Source organism: Caballeronia arationis, from assembly GCF_001544975.2.
GTDB classification, from domain to species: domain Bacteria; phylum Pseudomonadota; class Gammaproteobacteria; order Burkholderiales; family Burkholderiaceae; genus Caballeronia; species Caballeronia arationis.
Genome location: NZ_FCOG02000012.1, coordinates 68829 through 83444, shown reverse-complemented (window position 1 = coordinate 83444; position 14616 = coordinate 68829). Strand labels below are relative to the sequence as shown.

Genomic DNA, 14616 nt, shown 5'->3' with positions numbered 1-14616 from the left:
CTCAGATCGCCCGTTCCTCGCGGTGCGAGCCCACCCGCCGCTCGGCGACGGGGCGCGTCGCGACATCGAACGGGAACGTCATCAACACCTGCAGTCCGCCGCCCTGGTGATTGCCGATTTCGCATTCTCCGCCCGCGCGCCGCGCGAGCCGCTCGACGATCGCAAGACCTAGCCCGCTGTGGCCGCTGCCGCCGCGCGCCGGATCGAGGCGCACGAACGGCCGGCTGGCCTTGATGAGATCGTCCGGCGCGATGCCGCCGCCGTGGTCCGCCACCCGCAATTTCCAGCCGTTTGCCCCGCGCGAGGTCTCGATCACGACGGGCGGCGCGCCGTATGCGTGGGCGTTGTCGAGCAGATTCGACAGAACACGGTCTAGCGTCGCGGCGGGCAGCACGAAGTCCGGACCGGCTTCGAGCCGCGTCTGAACCGGCTGGGCGCCCGGCGCCACCGCGCGATAGGTCCGCGCGATCTTCTCGCACTGCTGATCCACTTCGATCGGCTCGCTGCCATCGGCGCGATCGTGCGCGAACACCAGAAACTGGTCGACGATATGCGCCATCGAATCGACGTCGCGCACCACGCCGTCGCGCAGCTTCGCCTCTTCCATCATCTCGGCGCGCAGCCGCAGGCGCGCGAGCGGCGTCTTCAGGTCATGCGCAACGCCCGCCAGCATCACCGCGCGGTCGTTTTCGGTCTGCGAGACCTCGCGGACCATCTGGTTGAAACCGTGCGTCAGCTGCCGCAGTTCGCGCGGGCCGCGTTCGGGCACGGGCGGCGTCGGCTGGCCGCGGCCGAAGCGCGCGACCGCCTGCGCGAGCGAGCGCAGCGGCTGCTGTAACTGCCATGCAGCGAGCAGCGCTGCCATCACGGCGGTCGAAAAGATGATCGCAAGCCACACAAGCATCCGGTCGCGCGACCGCGGCGGGCGCAGCGGCTGCACCGGCACGACGATCCAGTCCGTGTCCTTGATGCCCTTCACCCAGATGCTCGGCGGCGCGCCCGGTTCGCCGAGACGCACTTCGGTGCCGTCCGGCAGGCGGTCGCGGAGGTCTTCGAGAAAGCGGCCCATCGGCGGCGGAACGTCCTCGTCGCCGGATACGGGCGGCGGCTTCGGCACGTCGGGACTATCCACCGAGACGACCCGCACGCGCGACGGCAGCGGCTGGTTCGGCGAATTGGCGACGTGCTGGCGCACCGCATCGACGAGGAACGTGGCTTCTTCCACCGCGTAGCGCGTCTGGTTGTTGTCGCGCTCGACGCGGATCACCGCGAACCACGCCACATGCGACAGGACCAGCACGCCGATGACGAGCAGGACCAGTCGGCCGAACAGCGAATCAATGGGCCGGCGCATTTTGCTCGCCGTCGGGCACGAACACGTAGCCGCGTCCGCGCACGGTCTGGATGAAGCGCGGCGCGGACGGGTCGGTTTCCAGGATTCGCCGCAGACGCCACACCTGCACGTCGATGCCGCGGTCGGTGCCGTCGTATTCCGGGCCGTGCAGCAGTTCGAGCAGGCGTTCGCGGGTGAGCGTGCGCATCGGGTTGTTGACGAAAATCTTCAAGAGCGCGAATTCGCTGCCCGAGAGCGTGATCGGCTTGTCGTCCTGCTGCAGCGTGCGCGACTGGAAGTCGAGCCTGAAGCGCCCGAACGAGAACGGCTCGCGCTGCTCGGGCGCCGCCGACGGAATCGTGCGCCGCCGCCTGAGCACCGCCTGCACGCGCGCGAGCAGTTCCCGCGGATTGAACGGCTTGCCGAGGTAGTCGTCCGCGCCGAGTTCCAGGCCGACGATGCGGTCCACGTCGTCGGCGCGCGCGGTCAGCATGATGACCGGGATGTCGTCGCCGGAAGCGCGCAGTTTTCTGAGGGCGGTCAGGCCGTCGACGCCCGGCATCATCAGGTCGAGCACGATGAGATCCGGGCGTTCGCGCTCGATGCGCCGCTCGAGCGCGCCGGCGTCGTGCAGCACGGACACTTCGATGCCCTGCCGGACCAGATAGTCGCGCAGGAGATCGCGAAGTTCAGCGTCGTCATCGACGACAAGGATTTGAGTAGTCATGGAGGCAAGTTTAACGCGCGGCCTTCGCCGGATTGGCGGCGAACGCGCCGCAAAGGGTTACCGGGTGTTACGGCGAAAGCGGCTCGTAAACCGGCGTAACAAGCACGACGCTCGCCGTAACACGGCCGTTGTGAGGAAACTCTACGCTGTGTCTTACCGAAGGCGTGAGTCTTGTTCACCTCTACCCAAGCTTCGCCGACTCGGCCTCGTACATCAATAAAGGAGTCCACGATGCTGAAGCAATCCCGAATCCTCGCCGTCGCCGCCGCTGCGCTCGCCATGACGATCGGCGCCGCCAACGCCGCCACGCCCGCCGCCGACGCGCCGCCGCCCGGCGGTCCCGGCATGAGCATGGGCGGCCCTGGCGGTCCCGGCGGACATCGCATGGAAATGCGCATGCAAAAGCAGCTGAACGAGCTGCACGGGCAACTGAAGCTTAACGCCGACCAGGAAAAGCTGTGGCAGAACGCGCTCGACACGATGAAGCAGAACCACACGGCGATGCGCGAAAGCCACAAGCAGATGCGCGAGCAGTTCAAGTCGATGGCGCAGCAGCCGATCCTCGACCTGAACGCGATGCACGCCGCGCATCAGAAGATCGAAGAACAGAACGCGCAGTTGCGCGAGCAGACGGCCACCGCGTGGCTCAACTTCTACAACTCGCTGAACGACCAGCAGAAGACGACCGTCAGCTCGGCGCTCAAGAAGCACTTCGCAAAGATGCACGAGCACGAGCAGAAGATGCATGAGCGCTGGAGCAATCATCGCGGTGCGCCGGGCGAAGGCGCGGCGAGCGGCGCGGCGCCCACCACCAAGCCGTAACGCGGGAATCTTCCGCCCATGAAAAAAGCCGCGGGATCGCTCCCGCGGCTTCTTGTTTTGGCCCTGCGCGTGTTTCAGGCCAGATCGAACAGCAGCACTTCGGCGTTGTCGCCGTGCTCGAGCGTCACCTTCGATACATCCTCGATGCTGGCTGCATCGCCGGCTTGCAGCTTTTCGCCGTTCACCGACACCACCCCGCGCGCCACGTGCACATACACGCGCCGCCCGGCGGGCACGTCGAACTCGGCGCGCTCGTCGCCGTCGAAGAGACCCGCGTGGATCTCGGCATCCGCACCGAGCTTCACCGCGCCGTCGCGTCCGGAAGGCGATGCGATCAGGCGCAGGCGTCCGCGTTTCTCGGCGTCGTCGAAGCGCTTTTCCTCGTAGCCCGGCGCGCCGCCCGGCGCATCCGGAATGATCCAGATCTGCAGGAAGTGCGCAGTCTCGTCGTGCGAGCCGTTGAATTCGCTGTGGCGCACGCCGGTGCCGGCGCTCATGCGCTGCACGTCGCCCGGGCGGATCGTCGAGCCGTTGCCCATGCTGTCGCGGTGCGCGAGCGCGCCTTCCAGCACGTAGCTGATGATCTCCATGTCGCGATGGCCGTGCGTGCCGAAGCCCTTGCCGCCCGCGACGCGATCCTCGTTGATCACGCGCAGCGCGCCGAAATGCATGTGCTCCGGATCGTAGTAATCCGCGAACGAAAACGTGTGATACGAATCGAGCCAGCCGTGGTTGGCATGACCCCGTTCATTGCCGCGACGAATCTCGAACATCCCGTTTCTCCGGTTGGTTTTGCGATGCATCCAATGTAAGGGCGAGCCAGTCCCCGAACAACGGGCCCGGCGGCACTACACCGTCCTGAAAATGCAGGTAATCGGACAAACCCGGGTTCGCTCGCGCGGCGGACGGCTTCGGGTAAAATGCTGCGCTTTTCGTGGCGGCTGACCCGGGTTTTGCTGCTGAGACCGTGCTGCAACAGGCCGCGAGGAGGCGCGACGAAGCCTTCGACGCGCCTTGGCACGGAGCAAAAACGCCGTACCCCAATTTTGGACGCCTAGAATACCGACGCTCGCAGGCCTTGGCCGACCGGGCGCACGCGACGGAGCCGCGGCGCCGAAACACCGCGAAAGCGGGCGGCCGAAGCGACCCCCCGTCATGCGGCAAACCGCGGACTAACCGCACGTCATCAAGGAATCACCATGCTTCAAGGCTACGGGCCGCTGATTCTCTCGGGCACCTGGCAGACCGTCAAACTGGCGGTGCTGTCGCTCGCGTTCGCTTTCGTGATCGGCCTGATCGGCGCGGCGGCGAAACTGTCGGCAAACCGCATCACGTCGGGGATCGGCACGCTGTATACGACGCTCATCCGCGGCGTGCCCGACCTAGTGCTGATGCTGCTGCTCTTCTACAGCATCCAGATCTGGCTGAACAATCTGACTGACCTGCTCGGCTGGGATCAGATCGACATCGACCCGTTCCTCGCGGGCATTCTAGTGCTCGGGTTCATCTACGGCGCGTATTTCACCGAAACCTTCCGCGGCGCGTTCCTTTCCGTGCCGCGCGGCCAGCTCGAAGCGGGCGCGGCCTACGGCATGACGCCGTGGCAGACCTTCTCGCGGATCATGTTCCCGCAGATGATGCGCTTCGCGCTGCCCGGCATCGGCAACAACTGGCAGGTGATGGTGAAGGCGACGGCGCTCGTCTCGATCATCGGCCTCGCCGACGTCGTGAAGGCCTCGCAGGACGCCGGCAAGGGCACGCTGCGGTTCTTCTTCTTCACGCTGCTCGCGGGCGCGATCTATCTCGTGATCACGACCGTGTCGAATCTCGTGCTGATCTGGCTGGAACGCCGTTATTCGATCGGCGTGCGCAAGGCAGACCTATAAAAAGCGGCGGACCTCATGCTCGAAATCATCCAGGAATACTGGAAGAACTATCTCTTCACCGACGGCTACCGCATCACCGGCCTCGCCATCACGATGTGGCTGCTCGTCATCTCGATCGCGCTCGGCTTCTGTCTGTCGATTCCGCTCGCGGTCGCGCGCGTCTCGAAGAACAAGTTCCTGTCGCGCGGCGTGTGGCTGTATACATATGTGTTTCGGGGCACGCCGCTCTATGTGCAGCTGCTGCTCTGCTACACCGGGCTCTACAGCCTGCAGGTCGTGCGCGACCACATGCTGCTCAACGAGTTCTTCCGCAACGGCATGAACTGCACGCTGCTCGCGTTCACGCTCAACACCTGCGCGTACACCACCGAAATCTTCGCCGGCGCGATCAAGGCGACGCCCTACGGCGAAATCGAGGCGGCGCGGGCTTACGGGATGTCGTCGTTCACGCTTTACCGGCGCGTGATCCTGCCGTCGGCGCTCAGGCGCGCGCTGCCCTACTACAGCAACGAAGTGATCCTGATGCTGCACGCGACGACGGTCGCCTTCACCGCCACCGTGCCCGACATCCTGAAGATTGCCCGCGACGTCAATTCCGCGACGTACAAGTCGTTCGAGGCGTTCGGCATCGCCGCGCTCCTTTATCTCGTCATTTCGTTCGCGCTCGTGTGGCTGTTCCGCCGCGCCGAGTATCGCTGGCTCGCGTACCTGCGGCCGCAGGGTAAATAAGCCGCAAGGACCGCACATGAATGCACAGAGACAAAAGCTCTTCGTCGACGACCTCCACAAGCAGTACGGCGAGAACGAGGTGCTGAAGGGCGTGTCGCTCAGGGCGCAAGCCGGCGACGTCATCAGCATCATCGGCTCGTCCGGGTCGGGCAAGAGCACGATGCTGCGCTGTATCAATTTCCTCGAGCAGCCGAACCGGGGGCGCATCTTCATGGATGGCGTCGAGGTCCGCACGCAGAAGGACAAGGCCGGCGCACTGAAGGTCGCCGACCAGAAGCAGTTGCGGCAGGTACGCTCGAAGCTCTCGATGGTGTTCCAGCACTTCAACCTGTGGTCGCACATGAACGTGCTGGAAAACGTGATGGAGGCGCCCGTCAACGTGCTCGGGCTGCCGAAGAAGGAAGCCGAGGAGCGCGCGCGCACGTATCTGGAGAAGGTCGGACTCGCGCCGCGCGTGGAAAAGCAGTATCCGTCGCACCTGTCGGGCGGGCAGCAGCAGCGCGTCGCGATCGCCCGCGCGCTCGCGATGCATCCCGACGTCATGCTCTTCGACGAACCGACCTCGGCGCTCGACCCGGAACTCGTCGGCGAAGTGCTCAAAGTGATGCAGACGCTCGCAGAAGAAGGCCGCACGATGATCGTCGTCACGCACGAGATGGCATTCGCGCGCAACGTGTCGAATCACGTCGTGTTCCTGCATCAGGGGCGCATCGAGGAAGAAGGCCATCCGCAGGAAGTCTTCGGTGCGCCTAAAAGCGAGCGGCTCAGGCAGTTCCTGTCCGGCAGCCTCGAGTGAAGCCCGCAATTCTGTAGTTCCTGTAATCGCGCGCGCCACCGCACGCGTTGCCTGACCCGGGAAAAAGCGCCGCAAGGCGCTTTTTTCATGTCTGCGCAACCCGCTGGAGAATCGTCGGAGGCGGCTTTCAAGGCCTAACTGCCTATCGGACGCCAGTCAATAGAGTCAATCCTTGACCTAAAGCTTACATCTTCATAAAGCCCTTACGCCGTAAGGCTTTGGGCGAATTCCGATAGGCCGCGCGTCTCGTGCAGGGCACAGCGGCATTGCATTTTCGAGACACATGTGTGGGAAACCGCAAATTTCTTTGGCGCCCAAAACGTATTTTGATAAATTAGTAATCAAAGTACCAAAAGGAAGTTCACAAAAAGTAGTTTTACTTCAAAAAGAACTGAGGAGACACCGAACCCAACGGTCGGCAGTCGCGTCCGCGTCCAGGCCAGCGCGGATCAACCAGGGCGCACCTGCCCGCGCGTGTCCCTCTGAAAACGATTTCCGGTTCGATGCTCCCGCATCGCGCCATACGGCAGCACTTGGGTTCCTTTTTTTTGACAGGGTTGGAGGAGATGATGAAGAAAGCTTTGCTCGCGGCATCGCTGCTGACGTTCGGCGTTGCGGCCCACGCTCAGAGCAGCGTGACGCTGTACGGTCGCCTGGACGCGGGGCTCGAATACATGACGGGCGTTCCGCAAGGTCCCGCCAATGGTCCCGCCACCAGCAGCACGCACCGTTTCCGCGCTGAAAGCGGCGACTGGGGCACGAGCCTCTGGGGCTTGAAGGGCGTCGAAGACCTGGGTGGCGGCTACAAGGCCGTGTTCCAGTTGGAAGGCAGCTTCAACACCATGACGGGTCAGGGCCCGGGCAACAACGGCATCTTCAATCGCTGGGCGACGGTCGGCCTTGCCAACAACAACTTCGGTACGCTGCTGTTGGGCCGTGAGCTCTTCATCGCCAACGGCGTGTGGGACTTCGATCCGTTTGGCCAGTCGAACTGGTCGTCGGCGTCGCTGGTGCGTGGCCGCAACTGGCCGCAATCGAGCAACAACATTTCGTATCAGTCGCCGAAGTGGTACGGCTTCGACGTGTACGGCCAGTACGCACTGTCGAACGCGACGAACTGGAACGGTAACGGCAGCACGCCGCAAGGCCGTGAAGGCGGTCTGCAACTGACGTACACGTCCGCGCTCTTCCAGATCCGCGGCATGTACGACGAAATCCGCAACCCGTCGAACGGCCAGCTCGGCGGCGTCTATGACCCGCTCAACGGCGCCAATGCAACGGGTGGCAACGCCAACGGCAACGGCGTGTACGGCTACTCGCGCGAATACACGGCGGCGTTCAACGTGTTCCTGGGCCAGTTCAAGGTCCAGGGCGCCTACCAGGCGATCCGCAGTTCGGGCATGAACAATGTGCTGCCCGGCCAGCCGACGACGATCGACCACGAATGGGGCGGCGTGACGTGGCAAGCAACGCCGGCAGCGGCGCTGATCGCTGCGGTCTACCACTCGAACGCCAACAACGGCGCGGGCAATGCGACGCTGTACACGGTCGGCGGCTCGTACAACCTGTCGAAGCGCACGCTGCTCGACATCCAGGTTGCGACGGTGCAAAACAGCAAGTCGGCTAACTACGGCCTGAATGCCAACAACTTCGGTACGTCGGCCGCGACCGACAACCCGCTGCCGGGTCACAGCCAGTCCGGCGTGTACGCAGGTATCCAGCACTCGTTCTAATCGACGGGTCTGACAGAAAAGAGCTTTAAGAGAGTTTTCACGCTGCTGCGAGAGGCGCGTATCGGTGCGGTGCCCGAAAGGGTATCGCACCGTTTTTTATTGGGGCTTCGGAACGTCCGAATGCGTGTCGGCTGGCCGGCCGCACGCGCTGAATGCGCCTGCGCATCGTGCCCTTGCACCTTGTCCGCAACGCCGCCGCGCGCCATTGGATGTCATAAGGCTCAAGCCTTCGATTTAGGAATTCTCAGCTAGTCGTGGGTGTGCCCGCCATCCAGCCTCGCGGATCCATCAGAGACGAGGCTTCCATGCACCAGCGCCCTCACCTCCACGGCTTGCGTTCGGCACTTCATCGTTTCCTGGCCGCCACGTAAGACGTCCAACGACAAAGGCCGCCGGTTCGCACCGGCGGCCTTTGCATTTGCGGCCTTTGACAAACTCGAACCGCGCGCTCAGTCCCGCGCGGCTCCCGAAGCGCCGTGGCTCAGCCAGTCGAGCACGGCACCGGTTTCGTCGTTGTCCGCATCGCGCATCTTCGCGACCGTCTCGTTGAGCTTTGTTCCCGGCTTCGGGGCCGCGCGCCGGATCGCCACGCCGACCGCGAGGATGTCGATGATGACGAGATGCAGGATGCGGGAAATCATCGAAAGCTGCGATTCGCGAATTTCGATGTGATCCGTTTCGAGCGCCACCGTCGCGCGCTTGGCGAGCGGCGTGTTGCTCGACGTGATCGCCACGACCGTTGCGCCCTGCTGCATCGCGACTTCGAGCACGCGCAGCAATTCGGGCGCGCGGCCCGACTTCGACACCGCCACGATCACATCGCCCTTGCCGAGCAGCGCAGCGGACGCCGCCTGCATGTAGAGATCGCCGTAAGCGATCGTGGGAATGCCGAAGCGGAAAAACTTGTAGTGCGCGTCCTGCGCGACGATGTTCGAATTCCCGAGGCCATAGAACTCGATGCGCCGCGCGCCGTTCAGGATGTCGATCGCGCGCTCGACGCTCTCGAAATTGAGATGCTCGCGCAATTGCAGGATTGCCGAGACGGTGTTGTCGAGCACCTTCGCGCCGAAATCGGTGGCCGTGTCGCCGAGATGCACCTGGCTGTGGCTCACCGGAATCGTGCCCGTGAGGCCCGTCGCGAGCTTGAGCTTGAAGTCGGAGAGCCCGGTGCAGCCGAGCGAGCGGCAGAAGCGGATCACCGTCGGCTGGCTGACGTCGGCCTTGCGCGCGATGTCGATGATCGGATCGTTGATGATCGAGCGCGGATGGTTCAGCGCGAGATCGGCGACGCGCCGCTCAGCGGGCGTGAGCGCGTCGCGCATCTGGCGGATGCGCTCGAACACCGCCGACGAGCCGCTGTTCGCGCGATTCGACAACTGCTCCGCGAGAATCGCGGAAACGCCGAGAAACGCCGGATATTCAGCGGTGATGACATAGGTCGGAACGCCCGACAGATATTGCTGGAAGCGCCCTTTCGCCTCGAAACGCTCGCGAAACGGCGACTTGTAGAACAGTTCGCCGAGCTTGAGCACCACGCCGCCGCCGATATAGATGCCGCCGAGCGAGCCGAGCGTCACCGCGATGTTCCCCGAGAACGTCCCGAGAATGCCGCAGAAGCAGTTCACCGCTTGGAGCGCGAGCGCCTCGCCGTCGTGGGCGCGCTTGGTCACGTCGGCGCTGTTCACCGATTCAGCCACCGCGATGCCGTCGCGTTCCGCGAACGCGCGATAGATCAGTTCGAGCCCCGGCCCCGCCGCGACGCGCTCGAACGACACATGCGGCCACTTGGTTCGCGCATGGCGCATCACCAGGTCTTCGTCTTCATTCGACGGCGCGAAGCTGGCGTGGCCGCCTTCGCTGCCGAGCGCGATCCAGCGGTCGTCGGCGGGAATCAGGCCCGAGACGCCCAGGCCCGTGCCCGGTCCGAGCAGGCCGATCACGCTGTTTTGCCGCCGCGAACCGCCGCCGACCTGCACGCGCTGGGCGTCGGTCAGGCCCGGCAGCGCCATCGCGAGCGCGGTGAAGTCGTTGACCACGAGCAGCGTATCGAAGCCGAGCGCGCGGCGCGTCGCTTCGATCGAAAAGCTCCAGTCGTGGTTGGTCATCGAAACGTGATCGCCGTCGACCGGATTCGCGATCGCGACCGCCGCGTGATTGACGCGGCCGACCTTGGTGTCCTTCAGATACTGCTGCATGACCTCCGCGATGCCCGGATAGTCGGCCGCCGGGTACACGCGGATCTGCCCGATCTCGCCGGGCGCCGTTTCGAGCGCGAAGCGCGCGTTGGTGCCACCGACGTCGGCGAGGAGTCTCGGTCCGTCAGCATGCTGGCTGCCGGCCGGCGCGGCCTTGCTATGCACACCAGTAGACATCGAGCTTGACTCCCTGAGCATTGGCCAACGTCGAGATGGCGTTCTTTTGTGGCGCGGCGAGGGCCGCGTTCAACACGTCGAGCTTCTTCTGGCCCGCGATCAGCAGATAAAGCTGGCCGACCTGCCCGATTTGTCTCAGCGCCGACATCGACAGGCTCACGCGCGCATGCGGCGCGCTTCCCGGATGCACCGAGACAAAGCGGTCGGCGGTGGTGATCGCGACATCCCACTCGGGCGCGTCCGCGAAAATCGACGCGGTGTGGCCGTCCTCGCCCATGCCGAGCACGGCGACATCGGGCAGGCGGCGCTGCGCGTCGCCGTTCAGGTCGGCGATATGCGTTTCGAGCGAATCCGACGTGTCGACGAGCGGCCAGAAATACGCCGCGCTCGCCGCGTTTTGCAGAAGCGTCTCGCGCACTAGGCGAGCGTTGCTCGCGGAATCCGTTTCCGGCACCCAGCGGTCGTCGACGAGCGTCACGTCGATGTGCGCCCAGTCGAGCGGTTCGCCCGAGAGCGTCTGTAAAAAGGGACGCGGGCTCGTGCCGCCGGAGACGGCGAGCGTTGCATGATAGGCGGCGTCGGCTGACGCGGCGCCGCGAGCCGCCAGCGACGCCTTTAACGCGTCGCCCACGGCTTTCGCCAGCGCGTCCGACTGGGCGCGCGGGTCGTCGAAAGTGTGAAGCTCGATCACTGCTCCTCCATCCTGCTTTGTTTTCATTTGATCAGCCCGCCGCGTGGTACGGCGGCGGGTCATGCCCCGGCTCTGGTCTCGCGCGCTTGCGTTGCGTGCCGTCGTCCTGTTGCCGTCTTCGGCTCGCTCTTGTCGTGTTGCTGTCAGCGCGTCGTCATCGATCTGTTGCTATTGTCGTCTCGATTGGCAAGCTTCACCGTTTTTCAAAATGCGCGGCCTCAGTTCTCTTCTTCCAGCCAGCAAGTGCCGTGCTGCGCCAGCATCGCGCTCGATGCCGCCGGTCCCCACGTGCCCGCCGCGTAAGGCTTCGGCGGCTTCGGCGACACTTCCCACTCGTTCAGGATCGGCTCGACCCAGCGCCACGCCGCTTCCTGCTCGTCGCGCCGCACGAAGAGCGCGAGGCGCCCGTGGATCACGTCGAGCAAGAGGCGCTGGTAGGCCTCCATCTGCCCTTCGCGGAAGAACTGGTCGAATGCGAGGTCGAGGTGCACGCTCGCGAGGTTCATGCCTTCGCCCGGCTGCTTCGCGAGGCAGTAGAGGCGAATGGTCTCGTTCGGCTGCAGGCGGATCACGAGGCGGTTGGCTCCCGCTCGGAGCGCGTTAGCGCCGAGCGCCGAGTGCGGCACCGGCCGGAAATTCACGACGATCTCCGCGACACGGTCCGCGAGCCGTTTGCCCGTGCGCAGGAAGAACGGCACGCCCGCCCAGCGCCAGTTTTCGATCTCGACCTTCAGCGCGACGAAAGTGTCCGTGCGGCTGTCGGGACGCACGCCCTTTTCGGTCGCGTACCCCGGCACCGAAGCGCCCTTGATCACACCCGCGTGATACTGGCCGCGCACCGCGACCCGGCTGATGTCGCGCGGATCGATTGGCTTGAGCGCGCGCAGCACGCGCAGCTTTTCGTCGCGCACGGAGTCGGAATCCATCGAGTGCGGCGGCTCCATCGTCACGATGGAAAGCAGCTGCAGCAGGTGGTTCTGCACCATGTCGCGCAGGGCGCCGGTGTTGTCGTAGAAATCGCCGCGCGCTTCCACGCCGAGTTCTTCCGCAATCGTGATCTGGATGCTCTCCACCCATTCGCGGCGCCAGAGCGGCTCGAAGAGCGCATTGCCGAACCGCAGTGCGAGCAGGTTCTGCACCGGCTCCTTGCCGAGATAGTGGTCGATCCGGTAGATCTGCTCTTCCTGGAAGATCTCGCCGACCGCGTCGTTGATCGCATTCGACGATTCCAGGTCATAGCCGAGCGGCTTTTCCAGCACGATGCGCGCGTTCTGGTTCAGGCCGACATCGGCGAGCGCGCGGCAGATCGGCACGAAAAGCGACGGCCCGGTGGCGAGATAGAAGACGCGAATGCCGTCATGCTCCGCGACCGCGTCGCGCAGGATGCGGAAGTCCTCCGGCTTGCCGAGGTCGATGTGCACGTACTCGACGCGCGCGAGAAAGCCCGACCACGCCTCGGCATCCACGCTGCCCGCGCCGTGTTTCGCGACGTGCGGCTTCACATGCTCCTCGACCCATTCGAGATAGGCCGCGCGCGTTTCCACGCCGCGTGCGACGGCGAGAATCTTTCCTGTCGGCGCGAGCATCCCTGCGCGGTGCGCCTCGAAGAGCGCCGGCAGGATCTTGCGCATCGAAAGATCGCCCGTTCCGCCGAAGAGCACGAAGATGAAATTCGAGTCGGTTTGCATGTGTCTCCGTCGTCCCACTCAGGGACCCTGTTCGGGACCGTAGTCCGATAAAAATATTTTTGACACTGAATTGTAGTTTAACTACAATCCAAATCAAGAGGTAATGTCATCCCGGAATAAAAAGCTTATGTCAATCAGAAGATGAGCGTTTTCCCGAGGTCGGCGCCGGGCCGGCGTTTCGCATGTTAGCGGACCGTGCGGACAGGCGCTTTTTGCGCGCCGTGGTGCGCAAAAAGCTTCCGGCAGCCTCTAGCCTTCGCGCCGTCAGAGCGCCGTGCGTTCATCGGCGGCCCGGGGCTCAAGCAGAATCAAAAGAGGAGACAACCGTTGCGATTCAGACTACTCATCTCTTGAGAGCCGTTCGGCCGCGTCCCGGTCTGCCGGCTACGCACGTGCGTCGCGCGCATGGCGCCGTCTCACGTTGCACTCTTTCCCGCCGACACCGCCGGACCCCGGCCACCCGTGTATCACCCGTTTTTCCCACCATCGCTTCCTGCTGAATCAGGGGCCAATCGTTTTTTGTTCAGGTGTTTCGGAGGAGATAAACAATGAAAGTCCGTAAGCTCATGGGCGCGCTTTGCGCCGCTGGTCTCTTGTGTGGCGCGTCGGCGTCGGTGCAGGCGGCCGAAGCCGTATCGGTGCTGCACTGGTGGACGTCCGGCGGTGAATCGAAGGCGATTGGCGTGCTCAAGGACGACATGACCAAGCAGGGCTACACGTGGAAGGACTTCGCCGTCGCAGGCGGTGCGGGCGCCGCCGCGATGACCGCGCTGAAGACGCAGGTGATCTCGGGCAACGCGCCGAGCGCGGCCCAGATCAAGGGCCCGCTGATCCAGGAATGGGCCGAACAGGGCGTGCTCGTGCCGATCGACTCGGTCGCCGGCGACTGGAAGAAGAACCTGCCGCCCGAAATCGACAAGATCGTTCACGCCGACGGCCATTACGTCGCCGCGCCCTTCTCGGTGCACCGCGTGAACTGGCTCTACATCAACAAGGCCGCGCTCGACAAGGCCGGCGGCAAGGTACCGACCACCTGGGCCGAGTTCTTCCAGGTCGCCGACAAGATGAAGGCCGCGGGCATCGTCGCGGTGGCCGCGGGCGGCCAGCCGTGGCAGGACCTGACGCTATGGGAAGACGTCGTGCTGTCGCAGGGCGCGGACTTCTACAAGAAGGCGATCGTCGATCTCGACCAGAAGACGCTGACCTCCGACAAGATGGTCCAGGTGTTCGACACGGTCCGCAAGATCCAGTCGTACTTCGATAACGGCCGCACCGGCCGCGACTGGAACCTCGCCACCGCGATGGTCATCAACGGCAAGGCCGGCATGCAGTTCATGGGCGACTGGGCGAAGGGCGAATTCGCCGGCGCGAACAAGAAGGCGGGCAGTGACTACGTGTGCGCGGCCGTTCCGGGCACGGAAAAGGCCTTCACGTTCAACGTCGACTCGTTCGTGTTCTTCCAGCAGAAGGGCCAGAAGACGGCGACGCCGGGCCAGCTCGCGCTTGCGAAGACCATCATGACGCCGGAGTTCCAGGAGCAGTTCAGCCTGAACAAGGGTTCGATTCCGGTGCGTCTCGGCGTGAACATGGACAAGTTCGACGACTGCGCGAAGAAGGCCTACTCGGACGAGCAGACGTCGCTCAAGTCGGGCGGCTATGTGCCGTCGCTGGCTCACGGCATGGCTCAGGGCGACGCAACGGCGGGCGCGATCACGGACGTCGTGACGAAGTTCATGAACTCGACGCAGGATTCGAAGAGCGCGGTGCAGGCGCTCTCGACCGCAGCGAAGACGAAGTAATCGCGTAAGCCTTGACGTAAGGCAGAGCGGGCGCTGTGCG

12 protein-coding genes are annotated in these 14616 nt (G+C 64.4%); 6 read left to right on the top strand and 6 right to left on the bottom strand.

Annotated features, from left to right (window positions below):
* Nucleotide 1: 1 nt before the first annotated feature.
* On the bottom strand, nt 2-1354 hold the full coding sequence (locus tag AWB81_RS09740; RefSeq protein ID WP_062634605.1) for an ATP-binding protein: 1353 nt from the start codon (nt 1352-1354) through the stop codon (nt 2-4).
* Nucleotides 1338-2060, bottom strand: a complete 723-nt coding sequence (locus AWB81_RS09735; RefSeq protein ID WP_062634603.1) for a response regulator — start codon at nt 2058-2060, stop codon at nt 1338-1340. Before AWB81_RS09735 ends, AWB81_RS09740 begins: the two co-directional genes overlap by 17 nt.
* A 231-nt stretch (nt 2061-2291) precedes the next feature.
* Here AWB81_RS09735 and AWB81_RS09730 point away from each other — a divergent pair, with 231 nt between their 5' ends.
* Nucleotides 2292-2882, top strand: a complete 591-nt coding sequence (locus tag AWB81_RS09730; protein ID WP_062634601.1) for a Spy/CpxP family protein refolding chaperone — start codon at nt 2292-2294, stop codon at nt 2880-2882.
* A 74-nt stretch (nt 2883-2956) separates the two neighbouring features.
* On the opposite strand, the gene AWB81_RS09725 is transcribed toward AWB81_RS09730, so the two are convergent.
* Nucleotides 2957-3655, bottom strand: a complete 699-nt coding sequence (locus AWB81_RS09725) for a pirin family protein (RefSeq protein ID WP_062634598.1) — start codon at nt 3653-3655, stop codon at nt 2957-2959.
* 426 nt (nt 3656-4081) lie between these two features.
* Between AWB81_RS09725 and AWB81_RS09720 the strand changes: the two genes are divergently transcribed.
* From AWB81_RS09720 to AWB81_RS09705, 4 genes are all read left to right on the top strand, one after another.
* The gene (locus AWB81_RS09720) at nt 4082-4768 is read left to right on the top strand and encodes an ABC transporter permease (protein WP_062634596.1); all 687 of its coding nucleotides are present in this window, start codon (nt 4082-4084) and stop codon (nt 4766-4768) included.
* Nucleotides 4769-4783: 15 nt separating this feature from the next.
* On the top strand, nt 4784-5497 hold the full coding sequence (locus AWB81_RS09715) for an ABC transporter permease (protein WP_062634594.1): 714 nt from the start codon (nt 4784-4786) through the stop codon (nt 5495-5497).
* Nucleotides 5498-5513: 16 nt separating this feature from the next.
* Nucleotides 5514-6293 (top strand): ABC transporter ATP-binding protein, encoded by a 780-nt coding sequence (locus AWB81_RS09710; RefSeq protein ID WP_062634592.1) that lies wholly within the window; start codon nt 5514-5516, stop codon nt 6291-6293.
* 569 nt (nt 6294-6862) lie between these two features.
* Complete coding sequence (locus AWB81_RS09705; RefSeq protein WP_062634590.1) at nt 6863-8026, top strand: porin; 1164 nt, start codon at nt 6863-6865, stop codon at nt 8024-8026.
* A gap of 449 nt (nt 8027-8475) precedes the next feature.
* Here AWB81_RS09705 and AWB81_RS09700 read toward each other — a convergent pair whose 3' ends face one another.
* From AWB81_RS09700 to zwf, 3 genes are all read right to left on the bottom strand, one after another.
* The gene (locus AWB81_RS09700; protein ID WP_062634588.1) at nt 8476-10398 is read right to left on the bottom strand and encodes a bifunctional transcriptional regulator/glucokinase; all 1923 of its coding nucleotides are present in this window, start codon (nt 10396-10398) and stop codon (nt 8476-8478) included.
* Entirely contained in the window at nt 10379-11089 is a 711-nt protein-coding gene (pgl, locus tag AWB81_RS09695) for a 6-phosphogluconolactonase (RefSeq protein WP_062634586.1), read from the bottom strand. Before pgl ends, AWB81_RS09700 begins: the two co-directional genes overlap by 20 nt.
* A gap of 218 nt (nt 11090-11307) precedes the next feature.
* On the bottom strand, nt 11308-12777 hold the full coding sequence (gene zwf / locus AWB81_RS09690) for a glucose-6-phosphate dehydrogenase (RefSeq protein WP_062634584.1): 1470 nt from the start codon (nt 12775-12777) through the stop codon (nt 11308-11310).
* A 548-nt stretch (nt 12778-13325) separates the two neighbouring features.
* Between zwf and AWB81_RS09685 the strand changes: the two genes are divergently transcribed.
* On the top strand, nt 13326-14576 hold the full coding sequence (locus tag AWB81_RS09685; RefSeq protein WP_062634582.1) for an ABC transporter substrate-binding protein: 1251 nt from the start codon (nt 13326-13328) through the stop codon (nt 14574-14576).
* Nucleotides 14577-14616: the final 40 nt, after the last annotated feature.

Bases quoted from the DNA above. Each gene is read 5' to 3' on its own strand.
- AWB81_RS09700 (WP_062634588.1), bottom strand. From the start codon at position 10,398: ATGTCTACTGGTGTGCATAGCAAGGCCGCGCCGGCCGGCAGCCAGCAT.
- AWB81_RS09685 (WP_062634582.1), top strand. From the start codon at position 13,326: ATGAAAGTCCGTAAGCTCATGGGCGCGCTTTGCGCCGCTGGTCTCTTG.
- AWB81_RS09710 (WP_062634592.1), top strand. From the start codon at position 5,514: ATGAATGCACAGAGACAAAAGCTCTTCGTCGACGACCTCCACAAGCAG.
- AWB81_RS09730 (WP_062634601.1), top strand. From the start codon at position 2,292: ATGCTGAAGCAATCCCGAATCCTCGCCGTCGCCGCCGCTGCGCTCGCC.
- AWB81_RS09705 (WP_062634590.1), top strand. From the start codon at position 6,863: ATGAAGAAAGCTTTGCTCGCGGCATCGCTGCTGACGTTCGGCGTTGCG.
- AWB81_RS09725 (WP_062634598.1), bottom strand. From the start codon at position 3,655: ATGTTCGAGATTCGTCGCGGCAATGAACGGGGTCATGCCAACCACGGC.
- AWB81_RS09735 (WP_062634603.1), bottom strand. From the start codon at position 2,060: ATGACTACTCAAATCCTTGTCGTCGATGACGACGCTGAACTTCGCGAT.
- zwf (WP_062634584.1), bottom strand. From the start codon at position 12,777: ATGCAAACCGACTCGAATTTCATCTTCGTGCTCTTCGGCGGAACGGGC.
- AWB81_RS09740 (WP_062634605.1), bottom strand. From the start codon at position 1,354: ATGCGCCGGCCCATTGATTCGCTGTTCGGCCGACTGGTCCTGCTCGTC.
- AWB81_RS09720 (WP_062634596.1), top strand. From the start codon at position 4,082: ATGCTTCAAGGCTACGGGCCGCTGATTCTCTCGGGCACCTGGCAGACC.
- AWB81_RS09715 (WP_062634594.1), top strand. From the start codon at position 4,784: ATGCTCGAAATCATCCAGGAATACTGGAAGAACTATCTCTTCACCGAC.